We start from the raw sequence: 20,597 nt of genomic DNA, 5'->3' as shown, positions 1-20,597 counted from the left end.
TGGAAACCCTGCATCGATGCCGAGTGGAAGCGGCCCATGCCGCAAAACGAAAACTTTCTGGCGCTCTCAACCATCTGGCTCTATCAAGTCCGCCGCGCCTGGGCCGATACCGCTTGCATAGACAGATTGAGCATCATCGGACTGGTGCTGGCGATCGTGGCGATCGAAGGCGACTACGTCAGCATCGAAATTCAGGACGACGGCGCCGGCATCGACCCCGAGCGCCTGCGCGAAATCGCCCGCAACAAGGGCCTGATCGACGCCGAAGCTGCTGCCCGCCTGAGCACCGACGAGTGCCTGCATCTGATCTTCATGCCGGGCTTCTCCACCAAGGCCGAGGTCACCGACATCTCCGGCCGTGGGGTGGGCATGGACGTGGTGCAATCGCGCATCCGCGAACTCAGCGGGCAGATCCAGATCCAGTCCGAACTCGGCCGCGGCAGCCGCTTCATGATCCGCGTGCCGCTGACCCTGGCGATCCTGCCGACCCTGCTGGTGCAGGCCGGCGAAGCGGTCTATGCCTTGCCGCTGGCCCGCGTGGTAGAAGTGCTGCATGCACCACAGACCTCGCTGGGCTGGTTCGACGGCCGCGCCGTGCTGGACCGCCGCTCGCACACCTTGCCGCTGATCGACCTGCGTCGCTGGCTGGGCGTCCCGGCCGAACAACCGCCGCTGTTGACCGTGGTGCTGCTGCAGGCCGGCGAAACCCGCTTCGGCCTAGTGGTGGACCAGGTCCGCGGCCGCGAGGAAGTGGTGATCAAACCGCTACCGCGCGCCCTGCGCGGCCTGCCCGGCTACGCCGGCGCCACCCTGATCGGCGATGGCCGCATGGCGCTGATCCTGGATGTGGATGGATTGCGCTCCAGTGATCATTGAGTTTGGGGATTCGGGATTCGGGATTGGGAAAGTCGGGAATCGGGAATCGGGAATCGGGAATCGGCATTACGATCCTGGTCGCATGATGTTGATGACAACGGCTGCGTATTGCGGCCTTTGTCGTTTCCACGCGTCGCCTCACCGAGAACCTAGGCCGCCACACGCGGCTGCACGTTGCGCTCGATCTCGCTGCGGTTGGGCAAGGTCTTGAGTTCATACGTGGCCTGCAGCGCGAGCCAGGACGCCGCATCGCCACCGAAGTGGCGTGCAAGCCGCGCTGCGGTATCGGCGCTGATGGCACGCTCGCCATGCACGATGCTGTGGATGCGCGTTGCCGGTACATCCAGCGCCCGCGCCAGGCCGTTGATGGTCAGCCCCAGCGGCAGCATGAAATCTTCCCGCAGGATTTCGCCAGGATGGATGGCGCGCAGTTTGTTGGTGAGTCGCATGGCAACACCTCAGTGGTAATCAACAATCTCAACGTGCTCGGGGCCGGCGTCAGTCCAGACAAAGCACACACGCCATTGGTCATTGATGCTGATGCTGATGCTGTGCTGACCTGCACGCGTACCCGCCAACAGCTCAAGCCGATTGCCCGGCGGGCTGCGCAAGAACTCCAGCGTCTGCGCCGAATCCAGCAATTGCAGCTTCCGTTCGGCCGCTGCCTGCATGGACCGGAATTGCCGCGGGCTAGCGCCTTCGAACAAGGCGCGTGTGTGCTTGCATCGAAACGACTGGATCATCCTGATCACCCTCATTACGTCAGACGGAACATATTACGCATCGCGTAATAGCGCAAGGGTGATTCATACCCTCACCCCAATCCTCGCGCCCCGGCCCGCGCTTACGGCGCGGTCGCTTCGAGGCACGCGCGCCAATGGAGCGCAAATCGTGCCTTCTCGCCCCGACGGGAGATGGGCTTCAAGCAACTTCTTCATCACCGCATTCATGCCTTCTCGAAGTCACAGCAACAAAGTACCGAGGCGGTAGCGTGGCCGGGGATTGGCGGAGAGCGGCACACGGATGTGCCGCGCGGCGAGTCAGACAGGATGTCCGACCGAGCCGAGAAGCCAGTCCCCGGCCGCGCTACCGCCGCTTACCGAAGCCGGCGACTGACAGGTGGCGCTCAGCACCGGATGAGGTACGGCTGCAGCAATAACATTGGTCAACCGTACCCTCACCCCAACCCCCGCTCCGCGCCCCGGCCCGCGCTTGCGGCGCGGGCGCTCCAAGGCACGCGCGCCCATGCCGCGCAAGCTGTGCCTTCTCGCCCCGGCGGGAGAGGGGCTTTAAGCCAGCAGGAAATGGACCTTCAGCCCCAAACGACAACTTTCTGGCGCATCAACCGAGCACGTCTATCAAGTCCGCCGCGCTCGCGCCGATACCGCATGCATGGACAGACTTAGCATTATCGGACTGCTGCTCGCGATCGTGGCGATCGTGGGCGGTAGCGTGTTGAAAGGCGCCGGTATTTCGTCGCTGTGGTCGCCGGCTGCCTTCCTGATCGTGATCGTCGGTACCGTGGCGGCGATTTTGCTGCACACCTCCCCGGCAGTTTTCCGGCGCGCCTTCAAGATCCTGCGCTGGGTGATCCAGCCGCCGGCCAGCGACCGCCCGCAGCTGCTGGCGCGCATCGTCGAATGGAGCAACATCGCGCGCCGCCAGGGCCTGCTGGGCCTGGAAGACCAACTCCCGCGCCAGGACGACGCGTTCCTGCGCAAGGGCCTGCAGATGCTGGTCGATGGCGTGGAGCCCGAATCCATGCGGCATATGCTCGAGATCGAAGTGGACAACCAGGAGCGTCAGGATCTTGCCGCCGCCAAGGTGTTCGAAGGCATGGGCATCTACGCGCCCACGCTGGGCATCATCGGCGCGGTGCTGGGCCTGATGGCGGTGATGAAGAATCTGGCCGACCCGGCCATGCTCGGGCACGGCATCGCGGCTGCGTTCACCGCCACCATCTATGGCATCGCCTCGGCCAACCTGCTGTTTCTCCCGGTCGCCGCCAAGCTCAAGAGCGTCATCCATTGCAGCACCAACGAGCGCGAAATGGCGATCGAAGGCTTGATTGCGATCGCCCAGGGCGAGAACCCGCGCAACATCGAATCGAAATTGGCCGGATACTTGCATTAAGCTCGTCATGGCCCGCCGTCGCAAACATCACGAAGAACATGGCAACCACGAAGCGTGGGCGATTCCGTATGCCGATCTGATGACGCTGCTGCTGGCGTTCTTCGTGGTGATGTACGCCATCTCCTCGCTCAACGAGGGCAAGTACAAGGTCATGGCGCAGGCGTTGACCACCGCGTTCGGTGGCTCGTCCAATGCGGCCAGCCCGGTGCAGATCGGCAAGACCCAGACCTTGGGGGCGGACTACGACCGCCCGTCCGTGATCAAGGCCGGCGCACCGATGGCCGCCTCCAACGGCCCCACCGACCCTACCCTGCTGCCATCGATGGCAGCGCAGATGCGCATGCCGGTGTCGCTGCGCAACCAGGCGCAGCTGGCGCGTGCGCAGCGGCAGATGGATGCGGTGGCCGCGCAGCTGAGCAAGACGCTGGCGCCGCTGATCGACAAGAAACTCATCACCATCCGCCGCAACGATCTGTGGATCGAAGTGGAGATCAACAGCGACATTCTGTTCGGCACCGGCTCGGCGGCATTGGCCGGCACCGCCCGCGACACCCTGTCCACCCTCGCCTCGGTGCTGCGCGATGCGCCCAACGGCGTGCGCGTGGAGGGCTATACCGATAACCAGCCGATCGCCACCGCACAGTTCCCCTCCAACTGGGAACTGTCGGCCGCGCGTGCCGCCAGCGTGGTGCACCTGTTCGCCGACGACGGTGTCGCCCCGCAGCGATTGGCGATGGTGGGCTATGGAGAATTCCGCGCACGTGCCGATAACAGCACTGAGGCGGGACGGAATGCGAACCGGCGCGTGGTGTTGATCATCCTCGCTGATTCGGCTGGCTCACTCGCACCCGATCCGCCATCGCAGATGCATGCGACCGCCGCCGGGGCGCCGAAGCTTCCCAAGTCTGACGGCGGCCAAACGGCCGTCACCACCGAAAGCGGCACAAGTTCCGTCCCCGCCGTAATTCAAGGAGTGCAGTGAGATGCGTATCTGGGCAATCGCCAACCAAAAGGGCGGCGTGGGCAAGACCACCACGACGCTGGCACTGGGTCGCGGCCTGGCCGCGCTCGGCCACCGGGTGCTGTTGGTCGACCTCGATCCGCACTCCTCGCTGACCCGCGCGTTCGGCGTGGCGGTGGACCCGCCGCCGCGCGGGGTACTGGACCTGTTCGGCACCCCGCCAAGCGATCTGGCCAGCCTGTTGCACGAAAGCAGCATCCCCGGCCTGTCCTATGTGTGCGCGCAAGCGGCACTGGCCACACTGGAACGTCGCAGCGCCAATCAGCCCGGTCTGGGCCTGGCCCTGCAGAACGCGATGACCCGCCACGCCGGCCAGCACGACTACATCCTGCTGGACTGCCCGCCGACCCTTGGCCTGCTGATGATCAATGCCCTGGCCGCCTGCGACCGCGTGGTGGTGCCGACCCAGGCCGAACCGCTCGCATTGCATGGCCTGGCCAGCATGGTGCGCACTGCCGACATGGTGCAGCGCTCGCGTCGCCGCCCGTTGCCGGTGTCGATCTTGCCGACGTTGTTCGACCGCCGCACCCGCGCCGGCACCGACACCCTCAAGGAAATGCAGGCCACCTATGGCGCAGTGGTCTGGGAAGACGCGGTGCCGGTGGATACCCGTATCTGTAACGCCGCTGCGCTGACCGTTCCCGCCACCGGCGGCGACTATCAGGGCCGTGGCCTGTCTGCTTATCGCCGCGCGCTGGAATGGGTGCTGGCCGATGACGCGATGCCCATGGAGCAAGCCGCATGAGCAACCACACCGCCAACGGTGAGCTCGACGATTATCTGGAAGGCCTGCTGCACGATGCCGGCGTGGAGATCCCCGCTGCCGTGACTGCCGCTGCTGTCACCGCTGCGGTGGCGACTGCCGACATCGCCGCGGCACCGGCGCTTGCCGACACCGACGCAGACGTCGCGCTGGCAGAGCCACCCGTGCAGGCCGTCGCTGTGCCGGAAGCGATCACCCCCGTGCTCAGCGCCGAAGCGATCGCTGCCGATTTCCTCGCCGAAATGGATGCCGACCCCGCCTTCGGCCCACCGGTCGTTGCCGCGCCGAGCGCTGCAGACATCGCTGCCGATTTCCTGGCTGAAATGGATGCCGACCCGGCCTTCGGCCCGCCAGTCGTCGCCGCGCCGAGTGCCGCAGACATCGCCGCCGATTTCCTCGCCGAGATGGATGCCGACCCGGCCTTCGGACCGCCGGTCATTGCCGCGCCGAGCGCTGCAGACATCGCCGCCGATTTCCTGGCTGAAATGGATGCCGATCCCGCCTTCGCCAGCGCCGCGCCCAGCCCGTTCATGAGCACGGCCGACCTGATGGCCGAAATGGACGCAGACCCTGCCTTCGGCACCGCCGCATCCAGTGCCGATCTGCTGGCTGCAGATCTGTTGTCGGAGATGGATGCGGACCCGGCCTTCGGTCTTGCCGCACCGGCTGCGCCGGCACCTGCGCGCCCGGCGCAGGCGCCGATCGCACCGCACCGCGCGCCACCGCCATCGATCTATCCGCAAGGCCTTGAAGCGCTGCTGGCGCCCGGCCAGGCCGAACGCATCCATGCCGAACGCCGCGCGGCCGAACGCAGTACGCGTTGGCTGCGCCTGCGCTGCGGCGAACAGACGTATGCACTCGAATTGCTCAAGGTGCAGGAAGTGGTCTTGCCGGTGCCGCTGCTGCCATTGCGCGGCACCCCCAGCGCGATGCTCGGCATCATGAATCTGCGTGGCCAGGTGGTGCCGGTGATGGATCTGGGTATCCATCTCGGTGCATCGGCAGTGGACATGGATCTGCACACCCGCGTGGTGGTGCTGGAAGAAAACGGCGAGACCATGGGTCTGCGCGTGTCGGCGGTGGAAGACGTCACCAGCCTCACCGATCAGCAGATCGAGCCGCCGGACAACGCACGCCTGTGCCGCATCTCGAACAACCTGTTCCGCGGCGTCGCGCGCCTGGGTCATCAGCCGATGATCCTGCTTGATGCCAGCCATCTGCTGCATTGATGCGCCGCATAGCTGACGCGCGCATGCACGCGCAGCGATTCAACGTTAAAGCTTTCCCGCCCCCCGCCGTTAGTACGCATAGAACCGTCCGTTCGGAGCAACGATGAGCACAGTGACATTGGGTGAGGATCTCGGCATCGAGACCAGCACCGACCTCAAGCAAAAGCTAGCCGCAGTCCTCGCGGAGGATGGCGATCTGGTGCTTGACGCCGGTGAAGTCCGCCGCATCCACACCGCCAGCGTGCAGTTGCTCTGCGCCTTCGTGCAGGCCCGCCGCCAGGCCGGGTTGAACACCGAGTTCGATGGCTGCAACGACACTTTTAGAGATGCGGCCCGTCTGCTCGGCGTCACCGACGCGCTCGGACTTTCCGCATCCAATGACAACCTGAAATCTGTGGAGAACGCCGCATGAGCGCACGTATCTTGGTGGTGGACGATTCGGCGTCAATGCGCCAGATGGTCTCTTTCGCCCTCACCTCTGCCGGCTTTGCCGTCGAAGAAGCCGAAGACGGCGCCGTTGCGCTGGGCCGCGCGAAGGGCCAGCGCTTCAATGCGGTGGTGACCGACGTGAACATGCCCAACATGGACGGCATTTCGCTGATTCGCGAACTGCGCCAGCTACCGGATTACAAGTTCACCCCGATGCTGATGCTCACCACCGAATCGGCGGCCGACAAGAAATCCGAAGGCAAAGCTGCCGGTGCCACCGGCTGGCTGGTCAAGCCGTTCAATCCAGAACAGCTGATCGCCACCGTCCAGAAAGTTCTGGGTTAATTCTCTCTCGCTTCACCATCGGATTTCGCACCCATGAGCATGGACCTGCAACGTTTCCACGCCACCTTTTTCGAGGAAAGCCGTGAAGGGCTCGATGCGATGGAGGCCGGGCTGCTGTCCCTTGAAGAGGGCAACCGCGACCCGGAAATCATCAACTCGGTGTTCCGCGCTGCGCACTCGATCAAGGGTGGCGCTGCCACTTTCGGTTTCGAGGCCGTCGCCGGCCTGACCCACGTGCTGGAGACGCTGCTGGACGAACTGCGCTCCAACAAGCGCCAGCTCGCACCCAACGCGGTCGATGCCATGCTCGGCTCGGTCGACGTGCTGCGCGCCCTGCTGCGCGAAGCCGAACACGGCACCCCGGCCGACCCGGCTGCGGTCAAGGCCGTGCACACCCGCTTGAACGCGGTGCTGGCTGGCGAAGCACCTGTAGCTGCAGTCGTTGCCAAGCCGAAGGAAGAAGAACCCGAAGCCTGGCACATCGGCTTTACCCCGGCGCCGTCGCTGTTCATGAGCGGCAACGACCCGCTGCGCATCATCCGCGAGCTCGAGCACCTGGGCCCGCTGCAGATTGCCGCCCGTCTGGAGCGCATGCCGGGCTTTGAAAACATCGACCCGCTGGAAGCCTACCTGGCCTGGGATCTGGGCCTGATCGGCAAGATTCCGCGCAGTAAGATCGAAGACACCTTTGCCTGGGTGGTGGACGATTGCGAGCTGGATATCCGTCCGATGGCCGTGCCCGGCCCGCCGCCGAGCCTGGCGGTCGACGCGGCTGACACTGCCGCCGTCGCGGTTGCAGCAACCGCCGCTGCAGAACCTGCGGCCGCCGTTGCCACGCCTGCCAAGGCCGCCGCTGCCGAAGCCGAAAGCTCCATCCGCGTCAGCGTCGACAAGGTCGATGCCCTGATCAACCTGGTCGGCGAACTGGTCATTACACAGGCCATGCTCAAGCAGGTCTCCACCGGCCTGGACCCGGCGCATGCCGAACAGTTGTTTGCCGGCCTGGATCTGCTCGAACGCAACACCCGCGATCTGCAGGAAGCGGTCATCGGCGTGCGCATGCTGCCCGTCGATGCGGTATTCCGCCGCTTCCCGCGTCTGGTGCGCGACCTCTCCAGCCGCCTCGGCAAGCAGGTGCGTCTGCGCACGATTGGCGAAAGCACGGAACTGGACAAGGGCTTGATCGAAAAGATTGCCGATCCGTTGGTGCATCTGGTGCGCAACTCGATCGACCATGGTCTGGAAATGCCCGATGCGCGCCGCGCCTCCGGCAAGGACGAGACCGGCACCATCACCCTGGCGGCATCGCACCAGGGCGGTCACATCGTGATCGAAGTCAGCGACGACGGCCGTGGCCTCAATCGCGCCAAGATCCTGGAAAAAGCGGCCGAACGCGGCATTGCCGTGCCGGACAACCCGACCGATGCGCAGGTGTGGGATCTGATCTTCGCACCGGGCTTCTCCACCGCCGATGCAGTGACCGATCTCTCCGGTCGTGGCGTGGGCATGGACGTGGTCCGCCGCAACATCCAGGGCCTGGGTGGCGAAGTGCAGCTGGAAAGCAGCGCCGGCAGCGGTACCCGCGTGCTGATCCGTCTGCCGCTGACCCTGGCCATCCTGGACGGCATGACCGTGTCGGTTGCCGGCGAAACCCTGATCCTGCCGCTGTCCTACGTGCTCGAAGCGCTGCAGCCGGCGCCGGAAGATGTCCGCTCGATGGCCGGCGACGGCCGGGTGCTGCGGGTGCGTGGCGAATATCTGCCGATCCTGTCGCTCACCAATTACTACGGTTTCGGCGGGCAACAGTCCTCCAAGGAATCGCTGGTGGTGGTGGTCGAAGGCGACGGCCAGAAGATCGCGCTGGAAGTGGACGAATTGCTTGGCCAGCAGCAGGTCGTGGTCAAGAACATCGAAAACAACTATCGCCGTATCCCGGGCGTCTCCGGCGCCACCATCCTCGGCGATGGACGGGTCTCGCTGATCGTGGACATCGGTGGCCTGGTGCGTTCGTTGAAAGTGCCGCAGGCGGCGTAAGACGCAAAGCCGCAGAAGAAGGCACTAAGAGCGGCTAACAAAACCTAGCGAGCGCCTGTCAGTGACTGCATTGGTTTTGTCGGCCGTCTCTTGGTGGATGCAGTCAGACGTCCAGATCAAACACTGAGTGGGTCGAATGCGCGGTGCCCTCACCGCACCAGAGAGTCTGCTGGTTGCTTTGTTTAAAACCATGCATACCGACCATCTCGACTGGTCCTTGCCTGCCCCCCGTCGCGGGACCTTACGCGGCATGGATGCCGCGTAAGAGCCTTATCTGTTCGGAATCTGGCAGTTTAGGTGTCGAGAGCCGGCGTGGGCCACCGTGAGAGCCTGGATCTCAGCGATCGCCGTGTAGCTTGGTACCCACGCCGGATTCTCCCTTGATTCGCCCGAACAGTTGCCCGAGGTGACACTCGAAACGATAAGACTGGGCAGGCGAGGGAGCTCTCGACATTTCTAGCCTAGCGGAGATTTCCCATGAGCGGAATCGGGATCGATGTGTGCAAACACTCTCTTGACGTTGCGGTTTTTCGAGGCCAGACCCGTCAGTTCACCAACACCGCAGGCGGTCATCGGAAGCTTGTCGATTGGCTGAATACGCTGTCGGTGCGGCAGGTGGTGCTGGAGGCGACCGGGGGCTACGAGCTGGCAGCGCTGGATGCCTTGCATCACGCCGCATTGCCGGTGGCGCGCGTCAATGCGCAACGGGCACGCAACTTGGCCAACGGTTTGGGACTGGCCAAGACCGACCGGCTGGACGCCGCCATGTTGGCCTGCATGGCCGAGAAGATGGAGCTCCATCAGTATGTTCCACTGGAACCATGGCAGCGCGATCTGGGCGAGCATGTGCGTGCCCGTCGGCAACTGGTGGATCTGTTGAAAACAGCAAGGCAGCAGCTGCTGCAGGTTGCGGAAAAAGCGCTGCGCAAGCTGCTGCAGGGCAACGTGAACCAGCTTGTGCGCAGTGTGGCGCGGTTAGACAAACTGATCGCCGGGCAGCTGAAGACGCTACTCACCGAGCAACCGCACCTGGCTGCGTTGAAGACGCTCAAAGGGGTCGGTCCGGTGCTGCTGGCCGTGCTGGCGTGCCGGTTACCAGAGCTTGGGACGCTCAGCGGAAAGCAGATATCCCGATTGGTTGGCGTTGCCCCGCTCTCGCGCGACAGCGGCGCGATGCGAGGTAAACGGGGGATTGGCGGAGGCCGAGCCGACATCCGACAGGCGCTGTATATGGCGGCCATGTCCTCAGCTCGGCACGAGCCACGTCTGCGCGATTTTTACAGAGCGCTGCGGGCACGCGGCAAGGAGGGCAAGGTCGCCCTTGTGGCGGTGATGCGCAAGATGCTGGTCATCCTCAATGCGCGCGTGCGCGATGAAAGAGCCGCCATGCAGCCCGCCTGAGCGCATTTGACGGCCATGCGCAAACGCAAAAAAGCGTGCCGGCCAGCGGCCGGCACCTACCGATGAACGCGCCTGAAGGAAACCGCTCAAAGGTCGCGGGTTGAGGTCCTGATCAACACAGTTGCTACACGGACGTACTTGCGGCGTGTCCTGCGATGGGGGGCGGGCAAGGGCCCTGCAGCCAGACATCAGATCAACCGGCCTGCAGTAGGCTGACGTGACGTAGTTTTGTTAGCCGCTCTAAACCGCGAAGGCCGCCGATGTTGTGCGGTAACGACAAAGCCCTGGCAGCGATGCCGGGGCTTTGTCGTTACCACGCACCCACTCGCCACACGCTGGCAATGCCGCCGTTGCCGCCCGTGCCTGTCCCCATTGCACGACGCAACGCAACGCTTCATACGCAGCGCACACGCCGCAGCGACGATGAACGCAGACGCATCGACGAACGCGCATCAGCTCAAGAAAACCCGCCAGCGAACGCTACCGCTGTACCTCTTTTCCTCCCTCCTCCCCGAGAACACCATGAAATTTCTGCATTCGCTCAATGTCGGGCGACGCCTGGCGTTGGCCTTCACCTTGTTGATCGTTTTATTGGCCGGCTCCACCAGCCTGGCGTTATACGAATTCAAGACGGTCAAGAACCAGGTCTCCATCATTATCGAGATCAATAACCGCAAGGCGCAGCTGCTCAACCAGATGCGCGAGAGCAATATGCTGGGCGAGCGTTATATCCGCGACTTCATGCTGGCCACGCCGCAGCAACAGCCCACGATCGATGCGCAGCTCAAGGCCAATCGCGCGCACTACGCCCAGTTGTGGACTGCGCTGAAACGCCTGCCGACCACTGCAGATGGCATGCGTGCACGCCAGACCATCGAAGACAGCCTCACCGCCGCCCGTGCCACCAACAACCGCCTGCTCGGCATGATCCGCGACGGCAATCTGGACGGCGCCAAGCAGCTGTTGAGCGGTGAAGCACAGCCGCTGCTGGAGCGACGCTCCAACGCGATTGCCGCCGCAGTGGAATTGCAAAACCAGCAGAACGCCGCCGGTGCAGCCGCCATCCTGGGCAGTGTTGCACTGGCCAACCGTGCCTTGATCGCCTTCGGCCTGCTGTCGGCGTTTCTGGCCGCTGCACTGGCGTGGCTGATTTCGCGCAGCCTGGTGCGTCCATTGACCCAAGCCACGCAAGTGGCCGAAGCGATCGCGCATGGCAAGCTGGACAACCCGATCGGCCCGCAGCCCGGCGACGAACCCGGCCAGTTGTTGACCAGCATGCGTGGCATGCAGGAACAGCTCAAAGCCGTCTCCGCGGCGCAGCAGGACATGGCCCGCCGCCACGACAGCGGGCAGATCAGCTTCCGCATGGACGAAGCGGCGTTTCCCGGCGAATACGGCAGCATGGTGCGCGACACCAATGCACTGGTCGAATCGCATATTGCGGTGAAGATGAAGCTTGCACGGATTATGTCGCGCTATGCGATCGGCGATATGAGCCAGGACATGGACCGCCTGCCTGGCGAGAAGGCCGTGCTCAGCGACACCATGGACGCGGTCAAGCGCAATCTCTTGGCAATGAACAGCGAAATCAAATTGCTGGCGCAGGCCGCCGCCAATGGCGACTTCAGCGTGCGCGGCGATACGCAGCGCTTCCAGTACGATTTCCTTGCGATGGTGGAGAGCCTCAACCAGCTGATGGCCACTGCCGACGGCAATCTGGGCGCACTGTCCAAAGTGCTGCAGGCGATTGCCGCCGGCGATCTGACCGAGCGGATGCACGGCCAGTTCCACGGTGTGTTCGCACAGATGCGCGACGATGCCAACGCCACCACCGAGCAGTTGTCCGGCATCGTCGGGCGCATCCAGCACGCCACCACGTCGATCAATGCCGCTGCCAGCGACATTGCCGCCGGCAACAACGACCTGTCGCAACGCACCGAGCAACAAGCGGCCAACCTGGAAGAAACCGCCGCGTCGATGGAAGAACTCACCTCCACCGTCAGGCAGAACGCCGAAGGCGCCCGCCAGGCCAACCAGTTGGCGATCGGCGCGGCCAGCGTCGCCTCGCAAGGGGGCGAAGTGGTGGGCAAGGTGGTCGCCACGATGGCCGACATCGAGGCATCGTCGAAGAAGATTGCCGACATCATCAGCGTGATCGACGGCATCGCCTTCCAGACCAACATCCTGGCCTTGAACGCCGCCGTGGAAGCGGCGCGTGCGGGCGATCAGGGCCGCGGTTTTGCAGTGGTTGCCTCAGAAGTGCGAACACTGGCCCAGCGCTCGGCTGGTGCGGCCAAGGAGATCAAGCAGCTGATCGACGATTCGGTCGGCAAGGTCGCCGAAGGCTCGCTATTGGTGAATCAGGCCGGTACCACCATGACCGAAGTCGTTGCCAGCGTGCAGCGCGTGACCGACATCATGGGCGAGATCTCCGCCGCCTCGCAGGAGCAATCCGCCGGTATCGAACAGGTCAACCTCACCGTGACGCAGATGGACGAAGCCACCCAGCAGAACGCCGCATTGGTGGAAGAAGCCAGCGCCGCCGCGCGTGCGATGGAAGAACAGGCCGGTGAGCTGTCCGATGCGGTGGCGATCTTCAAGATCCAGCCGAACGCTGCGCTGCCTTCGGTAAGTAGCGCCCCTGCACCTCGGCGTCTGGTGGTGGTTTAAGCGTCTGACGGTGCTTTGGCATCTGACGTGGGTCTAGGCATATGACGTTGGTTTAGGCATCAGACAGTGCTTTAAGCGCACGAGGCTTTAAGCACACTAGGCTTCGCCCGTACCCTCATCCGGCGCTGCGCGCCACCTTCTCCCGCAGGGAGAAGGGTTCATAGCCCCTCTCCCGCCGGGAGAGGGGGTGGGGTGAGGGTACGGCGCCGCGGCCAATCGCCAACCGCCAATCACGCGCAATGCTGTCACAGCACTCCACCTTCGCTCACGTTGTCATTGCCCCTCAAAACGCCCCGCTCCTGTCGGGGCGTTTTGCTATCTGGCAAAAAACCGGCAGACATACCCCACGTCGTAACACCCCGGCCACATCGCAACACCCCTGAGATTCCCCCAACACTGCCGTTGGTCGAAAGGTGATCAAGCGCAAGCTTCCGCGGCCGATACACAGAGCAATGAGGGCAGTCTTGCCCGCGCTACGTCGAAGGAACTCCGCATGCACACCGCCAATTCCACACGCTCTGCCCGCCACATGCTGGGCTCCATGCTCGTTGTCGCGCTGCTGGCTGCCGGTGTGTCGTTGCCCCCCTCTTTCGCCGCGCCGGCAGCGCCGGTCTCGGTGCTTCTGGACAACGTCCCGGTGAGCGCGCTGCAGTCGCTTGCCATCGATCTGGTGCAATTGCGCGACGACCAGCGTGCGCAGCTTGCCGCCTCGCATGACCTCGCACGCATCGATGCCTACGACGAGCGTCTGGGCAATCTGCGTCAACGTATCGCGCGGCATGCCGGTTACTTCCAGGCCACTGCACCGCAAGGCGAACAGGCACGGCAGTTTGCGCTGGTGCAGCAGCAGTTGGGCCAGTATCTGGCGCAACACCGTCAGGCCAATCGCGCCCTGCACGATGGCGATCTGCAAACCGCACAAGCCTTGTCGCTCGGCCACGACGGCGATACCCGCCACCAGTTGTGGAGCGAATTGCAGAACCTGCAGCAGTCCGTGGCAAGCGTCAGCAGCACGCAGCGCAACTAAGAGCGGCTAACAAAACTACTGCGCATCCGCCGAACGCCTACCCCGCCACTCCTCGGTCGTGGCGGCACCGCAAGCCCATTCCAGCCAGCCCCCACGCTGCGCCGATCCACGCGACCTGACGTCCAGGTCGGCGTGCGGCGTGCGCTGCGCGGCCTGACGGTGCGCGTAACCCGCCGCAGACTTGCCAGGTCCTGCGCCGGCGCGGGACCAGGAAAGTCTTCAAAAAAGCACTGCAAATCACCCACACACCAGCCGTCGGGCAACGCTCAACATTTCTGCAATCGGGTCGCTATCCGACATATCCCGGTCACACATCCTTTCACTGGATACCTGCCATGACGTTTAAGACCACGATCGCAAACACGCTGGCCAACGTGCCGCTCAAGCGCAAGTTCCTGTTCCAGACTGCGTTGGTGGCGCTGGGCATCATCGCGCTGGCGGTCATCGCCGCGCGCATGCAGTACGTGGATCTCACCGATACGCGCCGCGATGGGCTCAAGAGCCAGATCGAAATGGCGATCGCGGTGGTCAATGGTTACGCCGAGCGAGCCGAAAAGGGCGAGATGGATGTGGCGACCGCAAAGAGCAGAGCGCTGGCCACCTTGTCGACGATGCGCGCACGCGGCGGTGTGGATTACATCTACGTCACCGACCAGGCACCGGTGATGCTGATGCACCCCACCCGCCCGGATCTCAACGGCAAACCGCTCAACGATGTGCTGAGCCCGGACGGCAAGCGCATCTTTCCGGCATTCGTCACTGCCGCGCAGGCTGGCGGCGGCTACGTCGATTACGCCTGGGCCAAGCCCGGCGAAAAAGAGCCGGTGCAGAAGACCTCCTACGCGGCGCTGTACAAGCCGTGGGGCTGGGTGATCGGCACCGGCGTGTATCTGGACGACACCCAGGCGCAGGCGCTGGCCTTCACCGGCATTGTCGCCGTGGCCGGCGGCGTGCTGGTACTGATCAATCTGCTGGTGGGCTGGCTGATCGGCAACTCGATTCTGGAGCCGGTGTCGCGTGCGCTTGCCGCCATCAAGGGTGTGGCGCGTGGCGATCTGAGCGTGCGCACCGCCCAGCACGGCAGCGATGAAATCGGCCAGATGCTCAAGGCCACCGACGAGATGGTGCACACGCTGGAGCGCTTCTCCGCGCAGACCAAGGTGATGATGCACATGCACGCCGGCGAAGACGTCAGCCACCGCATGCCGACCGATTTCCCCGGTGTCTACGGCGAGCTGGCGGGCGGCATCAACACCATGATCTTCGAACACCTGGACGCCATCATCGATGCGATCGGGGTACTCAACGAATACGCGCAGGGCGACCTGTCGCGCGACGCCGCACGCCTGCCCGGCACGCGTGCCGTGCTGCACGAAGCGATGGATGCGGCCAAAGCCAGCCTGCTGGCGATCAACACCGAGATCAAGCGCCTGGCCCAGGCTGCGGCCAATGGCGACTTCAGCCAGCGCGGCGATGCCACACGCTTCAAGCACGATTCGGCACGCATGATCAACGACCTCAACGCGATGATGGAGGTCAGCGACCGCAACCTGGGCAAGCTGTCCGAGCTGCTAGCCGCGCTGGCCGAGGGCGACCTCACTGCGCGCATGGACGGCCAGTTCCACGGCGTGTTTGCACGCATGCGTGATGACGCCAACACCACTGCCACGCAGTTGGCCGGGATCGTCGGACGCATCCAGCAAGCGGCCAGTTCCATCACCGGATCGGCCAGCGAAATCGCCGCCGGCAACAACGACCTGTCGCAGCGCACCGAACAACAAGCGGCCAATCTGGAAGAAACCGCCGCCTCGATGGAGGAACTCACCTCCACCGTCAAGCAAAACGCCGAGAGCGCACGTCAGGCCAATCAACTGGCGATCGGTGCGGCATCGGTGGCATCACAAGGCGGGCACGTGGTCAGCCAGGTGGTGGACACCATGTCCGGTATCCAGACCTCGTCCAAGAAGATCGCCGAAATCATCAGCGTCATCGACGGCATCGCGTTCCAGACCAATATCCTCGCCTTGAACGCGGCAGTGGAAGCGGCGCGTGCCGGCGAACAGGGCCGCGGGTTTGCGGTGGTCGCCAGCGAAGTACGCACGCTGGCGCAACGTTCCGCCGGCGCGGCGAAAGAGATCAAGCATCTGATCGACGACTCGGTCGGCAAGGTGGCACAGGGCTCGGCGCTGGTGGATCAGGCCGGCAAGACCATGGCCGAGATCGTCTCCTCGGTGCAGCGCGTGACCGACATCATGAGCGAGATCTCCGCTGCCTCCCAGGAACAATCGGCCGGTATCGAGCAGGTCAATCTCACCGTCACCCAGATGGACGAGAGCACCCAGCAGAACGCCGCGCTGGTGGAAGAAGCCACCGCCGCCGCCAACGCCATGCAGCAGCAGGCGCAGCAGCTCGACGAAGCGGTGTCCAGCTTCCGGGTGAGCGCAGCGGTTCCGGCACAGCGCAGCCACAGCCGCGTTGGCGCACGCGCAGGAGCCCTGCTCGCCACCGGCTGAGCAAACATCCACACCGTCGCCTTCAGCAGTCAACCCCTTCTTTCGCAGCGACTCCCATGACCGTGTCTTCCACGCAATCTCGCTCCGGCGGCAGTCTGGCGTACCGCCTGATGCTGGGCACCGCGGTGGCTGCCTTGCTGTGTTTCGGTCTGACTGCGGCGATCAGCTACTGGCAAAGCAGTCGCGCGCTGATCGCCTCGGCACAGACCACGATGCAGAACGCGGCACGCTATCAAGCCGAGCAGATCGGCAACGAGCTGGGGCAAGCGTTCACCACCGGCCAGTCGGTCGCCAGCGCCTTGCTGGCGCAGCGTGCCCATGGTGGGGTGAGCCGCGATGCGGCGGCGGCGATCGTGCACGACCAGTTGCAGAACCATCCCGAATGGGTGGGCATGGGGACGTTGTGGGAACCGCAGGCCTTCGATGGCAAGGACGGCGACTATGTCGATGCCAAGGGCCACGACAACACTGGTCGTTTCATGACCTACTGGGCCTATAACGGGCAGTCGCTGATCCGCGAACCGTTGGTCGGTTACGAAAAACCCGGCGACGGCGACTGGAACCTCAAACCCCGTCAGCTGGGCCGGCAGATCGTGGCTGGTCCCTACGATTACCAGATCGGCGGCAAGCCGGTGCTGATGACCACCTTGTCCACGCCCATCATGGATCAGGGCAAGTATGTGGGCGTGGTCTCGGTGGATTTCGCCCTGGCCGCTCTGCAGAAACGCCTGAGTGCGCTACGTCCGATGGACGACGGCTATGTCGAGCTGATCTCGCCTGCCGGGGTGATTCTGGCCTCGCGTGACGCTGCGCGGATCGGCAAGCCGGCCGACGGCGCCGACTATCGCGCGATGCTGGAGGCGACCAGGGCCGGCAAGGACTATCTGGATTTCACGCCGGATGCAGCCGGCACGGTCAGCGCCTATGTGCCGTTGCAGATCGGCCAGGCGCAAGAGCGCTTTGCGTTGGGTGTGGTGGTGCCGTATGCGGCGATCATGCAGCAGGCGCATCGCCTGTTGTGGACCATTCTGGCGGTCGGCCTGGGCTCGGCGCTGGTGCTCAGCATTGCGCTGTTTGCACTGTTGCGCCGTCAGGTAGTGGGGCCGCTGGATGCTGCCGCAAAGGTGGCAGGTGCCATTGCCGCCGGCAAGCTGGACAACCAGATTGCCGCGCAGCGCCAGGATGAGGTGGGCCGCCTGATGGGCGCCATGCAGCGCATGCAGACCGACCTGCGCCAGCGCATCGAGCGCGAAGCGCAGATCGCCAACGAAAACCTGCGCATCCGCACCGCGCTGGAACATTCGGAGATGGAAGTGCTGCTCGCCGACGAACAGCACAACGCGGTGTTCATCACCGAAGCGCTGCATACCTCGTTGAAATGCGGCGAAGCGGCGTTTCATGCCAAGGGCCAGCAGGGCTTCAGCGCCGATGCGGTGGTCGGCAAACCGCTGGACTATGTGTTCGGCACCGACGCCGACGGCAAGGCGCGTTTGCAGCGCCTGCAGCAGTTGCAGTCCACCACGCTGGAGCGCTACACCTTCGGTCCGGTGACGCTGGACCTGACCATGACCCCGCTGTATGCCGCCGACGGCCATCGCAGCGGCAGCATGTTGCTGTGGCGCAATGTCAGCGCCGAGGTCAGCACGCAACAAGAAGTCGCTGCAGTGGTGCAGTCCGCCTTGATGGGCGACTTCGGGCAGCGCCTGGCACTGGACGACAAGCACGGCTTCTATCTGGAGTTCGGCCGCCAGCTCAACGGTTTGCTGGACACCCGACGTCCCCCCGCCCTGAGTAGCGGCTTGGTTTAGAGTCCGGGGGTAATGATATCGGTGTTTGCCAGATGTTGGGCATAAGCAGCCGGGGTCATGCCGCCGATTGCATTCTTGGGTCGCTCTTCGTTGTACGCGCGTCGCCAGCGTTCGATTTCGGTGCGCGCGTGCAGCAGTGTCGGGAACCAGTGCTCGTTGAGGCATTCGTCGCGTAGTCGGCCGTTGAACGATTCGACGTAGGCGTTCTGGTTCGGTTTGCCGGGTTGGATCAGCCGCAACTGCACACCACGGGCATGTGCCCAGGCGACCATCGCCCTGCCGCAAAACTCCTTGCCGTTGTCAGTGCGGATCACCTTCGGCAAACCGCGACTGTGTGCCAACCGATCCAGCACGCGCGCAACGCCATGTCCCGAGATCGCGCGCTCCACGTCGATGGCGACCGCTTCGTGGGTTGCATCGTCCACGATCACCAGACACTTGACCACCCGACCGTCGGCAGTGCGGTCGAACACGAAGTCCATCGACCACACCTGATTGGCCTGCGCTGGCCGCAGCAGCGGCTGACGCTCGCTTATTGGCACCTTTTTGCGTTTGCGCCGTCGGACCTGTAGCTGCTGCTCGCGGTACAACCGCTCCACCCGTTTGTAGTTCACGATGCGCCCTTCCTGTCGCAGTTTGAGATAGATCATTCCCACGCCATAGCGGCGATGGCGATGCGCCAACGCAACGATGCGCTCGCGCAGTTCGCCATTGCGGTCTTCGCGTGGGCAATAGCGCAGCGCACTGGCGCTCATGCCGATCGCTGCCAAGGCGCGACGCTCGCTGGCGCCACGCCCGATCCACTCGCGCACCAGCGTACGACGCGCCGGTGCGCTTACCACTTTTTTCGCAGCGCATCCTTGATCAGGTCGTTCTCGAACAATTGCTCGGCCAGCAACTTCTTCAGCCGCGCGTTCTCGGACTCGAGGTCCTTGAGCCGCTTGGCATCAGGCACGCTCATCCCGCCGAATTTGCTGCGCCACAGGTAGTACGAGGCCTCGCTGAAGCCATGGCGCCGGCACAGGTCCTTGATCGCCACGCCGCTTTCGGCTTCGCGCAGAAAGCCGATGACCTGCTCGTCAGTAAAACGTTTCTTCACGTCCAATCTCCTCGGGGTAGGGAATTGGACTCCAAACTGAGGCGCTACTCAAAATCGGGGGGACGTCGCACCACCTCGCATGGACTGGAGCGTATTTCTACGCTGCTCAGCGCGCTGGCCGAAGGCGACCTCACGGTGCGCATGGATGGCGACTTCCAGGGCGTGTTTGCGCGCATGCGCGACGACGCCAATGCCACCGTGGCGCAGTTGACCGAGATAGTGTCCGGCATCCAGACCTCGGCCACGCAGATCAATGCGGCGGCCAGCGAAATTGCCGCCGGCAACAACGATCTGTCGCAACGCACCGAACAACAAGCGGCCAATCTGGAAGAAACCGCCGCCTCGATGGAAGAACTCACCTCCACCGTCAAACAGAATGCCGAGAGCGCACGCCAGGCCAATCAGCTGGCGATCGGCGCTGCCGATGTCGCCTCGCATGGCGGCGCAGTGGTGGCGCAGGTGGTCACCACCATGTCCGGTATCCAGACCTCGTCCAAGAAGATCGCCGAGATCATCAGCGTCATCGACGGCATCGCCTTCCAGACCAATATCCTGGCCTTGAACGCGGCAGTGGAAGCGGCGCGCGCTGGCGAACAGGGCCGTGGTTTTGCGGTGGTCGCCTCCGAGGTACGCACGCTTGCACAGCGTTCGGCCGGCGCTGCAAAAGAAATCAAGCAGCTGATCGACGACTCGGTGAGCAAGGTTGCGCAGGGCGCGTCGCTGGTGCACCAGGCCGGCACCACCATGAGTGAAATCGTGGCCAGCGTGCAGCGCGTCACCGACATCATGGGCGAGATTTCGGCCGCTTCGCAGGAGCAATCCAGCGGGATCGAACAGGTCAACCTCACCGTCACCCAGATGGACGAAGCCACCCAACAGAACGCAGCGCTGGTGGAAGAAGCCACCGCTGCGGCACGTGCAATGGAAGAACAGGCCGGCCAGCTGACCGACGCGGTGGCGGTGTTCAAGCTCACGCAGGCAGCCGGGCCCAAGCCTGCTGCATCCACCGCCAAATCGGTCGGCACGTCGAGCGCCAAATCGAGCGTCAAACCGGCCGTCAGCACCGCGCCAGCGCCCAAACGTGCGCCAACAACCCGCAAGCACATGGCAGCGCCGCAGCCTCACGCGGCAGGCAAGACGTCCAGCAACGCGGGCAACGACAGTCAGTGGCACGAGTTCTGAGACAGGCGTTCGGTGCATGCGCACACGCGTGTGCGTAGCGGCATCCGGTTGCACTCGTCAACCGGAT

13 protein-coding genes and 4 pseudogenes are annotated in these 20,597 nt (G+C 64.1%); 14 read left to right on the top strand and 3 right to left on the bottom strand.

Annotation, left to right across the window (positions count from 1 at the left end; all coding sequences use genetic code 11):
- Positions 1-165 precede the first annotated feature (165 nt).
- A pseudogene (locus NMB96_RS16360) lies at positions 166-876 on the top strand (chemotaxis protein CheA); the annotation flags it as partial.
- 149 nt (positions 877-1,025) lie between these two features.
- On the opposite strand, the gene NMB96_RS16355 reads toward NMB96_RS16360, so the two are convergent.
- A complete protein-coding gene (locus NMB96_RS16355) occupies positions 1,026-1,325 on the bottom strand; it encodes a HigA family addiction module antitoxin (RefSeq protein WP_023903908.1) in 300 nt (99 codons plus the stop codon).
- A gap of 9 nt (positions 1,326-1,334) precedes the next feature.
- Complete coding sequence (locus tag NMB96_RS16350) at positions 1,335-1,547, bottom strand: type II toxin-antitoxin system RelE/ParE family toxin (RefSeq protein WP_425520892.1); 213 nt, start codon at positions 1,545-1,547, stop codon at positions 1,335-1,337.
- 721 nt (positions 1,548-2,268) lie between these two features.
- Between NMB96_RS16350 and NMB96_RS16345 the strand changes: the two genes are divergently transcribed.
- From NMB96_RS16345 to NMB96_RS16285, 12 genes and pseudogenes are all read left to right on the top strand, one after another.
- On the top strand, positions 2,269-3,009 hold the full coding sequence (locus NMB96_RS16345) for a flagellar motor protein (protein WP_006452732.1): 741 nt from the start codon (positions 2,269-2,271) through the stop codon (positions 3,007-3,009).
- A gap of 7 nt (positions 3,010-3,016) precedes the next feature.
- Positions 3,017-3,991 carry a flagellar motor protein MotD gene (motD, locus tag NMB96_RS16340; protein WP_023903906.1) on the top strand — a complete coding sequence of 325 codons (975 nt, stop codon included), beginning with the start codon at positions 3,017-3,019 and terminating at the stop codon, positions 3,989-3,991.
- Between the two features lies 1 nt (position 3,992).
- Positions 3,993-4,775: a ParA family protein gene (locus tag NMB96_RS16335; RefSeq protein WP_006452730.1), complete on the top strand. Its 783-nt coding sequence runs from the start codon at positions 3,993-3,995 to the stop codon at positions 4,773-4,775.
- Positions 4,772-6,022: a chemotaxis protein CheW gene (locus NMB96_RS16330; protein WP_023903905.1), complete on the top strand. Its 1,251-nt coding sequence runs from the start codon at positions 4,772-4,774 to the stop codon at positions 6,020-6,022. Before NMB96_RS16335 ends, NMB96_RS16330 begins: the two co-directional genes overlap by 4 nt.
- A 103-nt stretch (positions 6,023-6,125) precedes the next feature.
- On the top strand, positions 6,126-6,434 hold the full coding sequence (locus NMB96_RS16325; RefSeq protein ID WP_023903904.1) for an STAS domain-containing protein: 309 nt from the start codon (positions 6,126-6,128) through the stop codon (positions 6,432-6,434).
- Positions 6,431-6,796: a response regulator gene (locus NMB96_RS16320; protein ID WP_002806565.1), complete on the top strand. Its 366-nt coding sequence runs from the start codon at positions 6,431-6,433 to the stop codon at positions 6,794-6,796. The genes NMB96_RS16325 and NMB96_RS16320 overlap by 4 nt, the downstream gene beginning before the upstream one ends.
- Before the next feature lie 33 nt (positions 6,797-6,829).
- A complete protein-coding gene (locus tag NMB96_RS16315; RefSeq protein ID WP_006448511.1) occupies positions 6,830-8,830 on the top strand; it encodes a chemotaxis protein CheA in 2,001 nt (666 codons plus the stop codon).
- Between the two features lie 477 nt (positions 8,831-9,307).
- On the top strand, positions 9,308-10,231 hold the full coding sequence (locus NMB96_RS16310; protein ID WP_183086592.1) for an IS110 family RNA-guided transposase: 924 nt from the start codon (positions 9,308-9,310) through the stop codon (positions 10,229-10,231).
- Positions 10,232-10,753: 522 nt separating this feature from the next.
- Positions 10,754-12,889, top strand: a pseudogene (locus NMB96_RS16300) (methyl-accepting chemotaxis protein); the annotation flags it as partial.
- A gap of 505 nt (positions 12,890-13,394) precedes the next feature.
- Positions 13,395-13,928: a hypothetical protein gene (locus NMB96_RS16295; RefSeq protein WP_255085281.1), complete on the top strand. Its 534-nt coding sequence runs from the start codon at positions 13,395-13,397 to the stop codon at positions 13,926-13,928.
- 335 nt (positions 13,929-14,263) lie between these two features.
- Positions 14,264-16,441 carry a methyl-accepting chemotaxis protein gene (locus NMB96_RS16290; RefSeq protein WP_255085280.1) on the top strand — a complete coding sequence of 726 codons (2,178 nt, stop codon included), beginning with the start codon at positions 14,264-14,266 and terminating at the stop codon, positions 16,439-16,441.
- Positions 16,442-16,497: 56 nt separating this feature from the next.
- Positions 16,498-18,213 (top strand): annotated as a pseudogene (locus NMB96_RS16285) (cache domain-containing protein); the annotation flags it as partial.
- A gap of 32 nt (positions 18,214-18,245) precedes the next feature.
- Here the strand turns inward: NMB96_RS16285 and NMB96_RS16280 are convergent.
- A protein-coding gene (locus tag NMB96_RS16280) for an IS3 family transposase (RefSeq protein WP_183086658.1) occupies positions 18,246-19,348 on the bottom strand; the annotation gives its coding sequence in 2 pieces (ribosomal slippage) (positions 18,246-19,090 and positions 19,090-19,348; 1,104 coding nt in all).
- Positions 19,349-19,402: 54 nt separating this feature from the next.
- On the opposite strand from NMB96_RS16280, the pseudogene NMB96_RS16275 reads away from it, so the two are divergent.
- A pseudogene (locus tag NMB96_RS16275) lies at positions 19,403-20,530 on the top strand (methyl-accepting chemotaxis protein); the annotation flags it as partial.
- Positions 20,531-20,597: the final 67 nt, after the last annotated feature.

This window comes from Xanthomonas hortorum (assembly GCF_024339125.1).
GTDB lineage: Bacteria > Pseudomonadota > Gammaproteobacteria > Xanthomonadales > Xanthomonadaceae > Xanthomonas > Xanthomonas hortorum.
The sequence above is the reverse complement of the archived record's forward strand: the minus strand, read 5'-3'. Positions and strand labels throughout refer to the sequence as shown.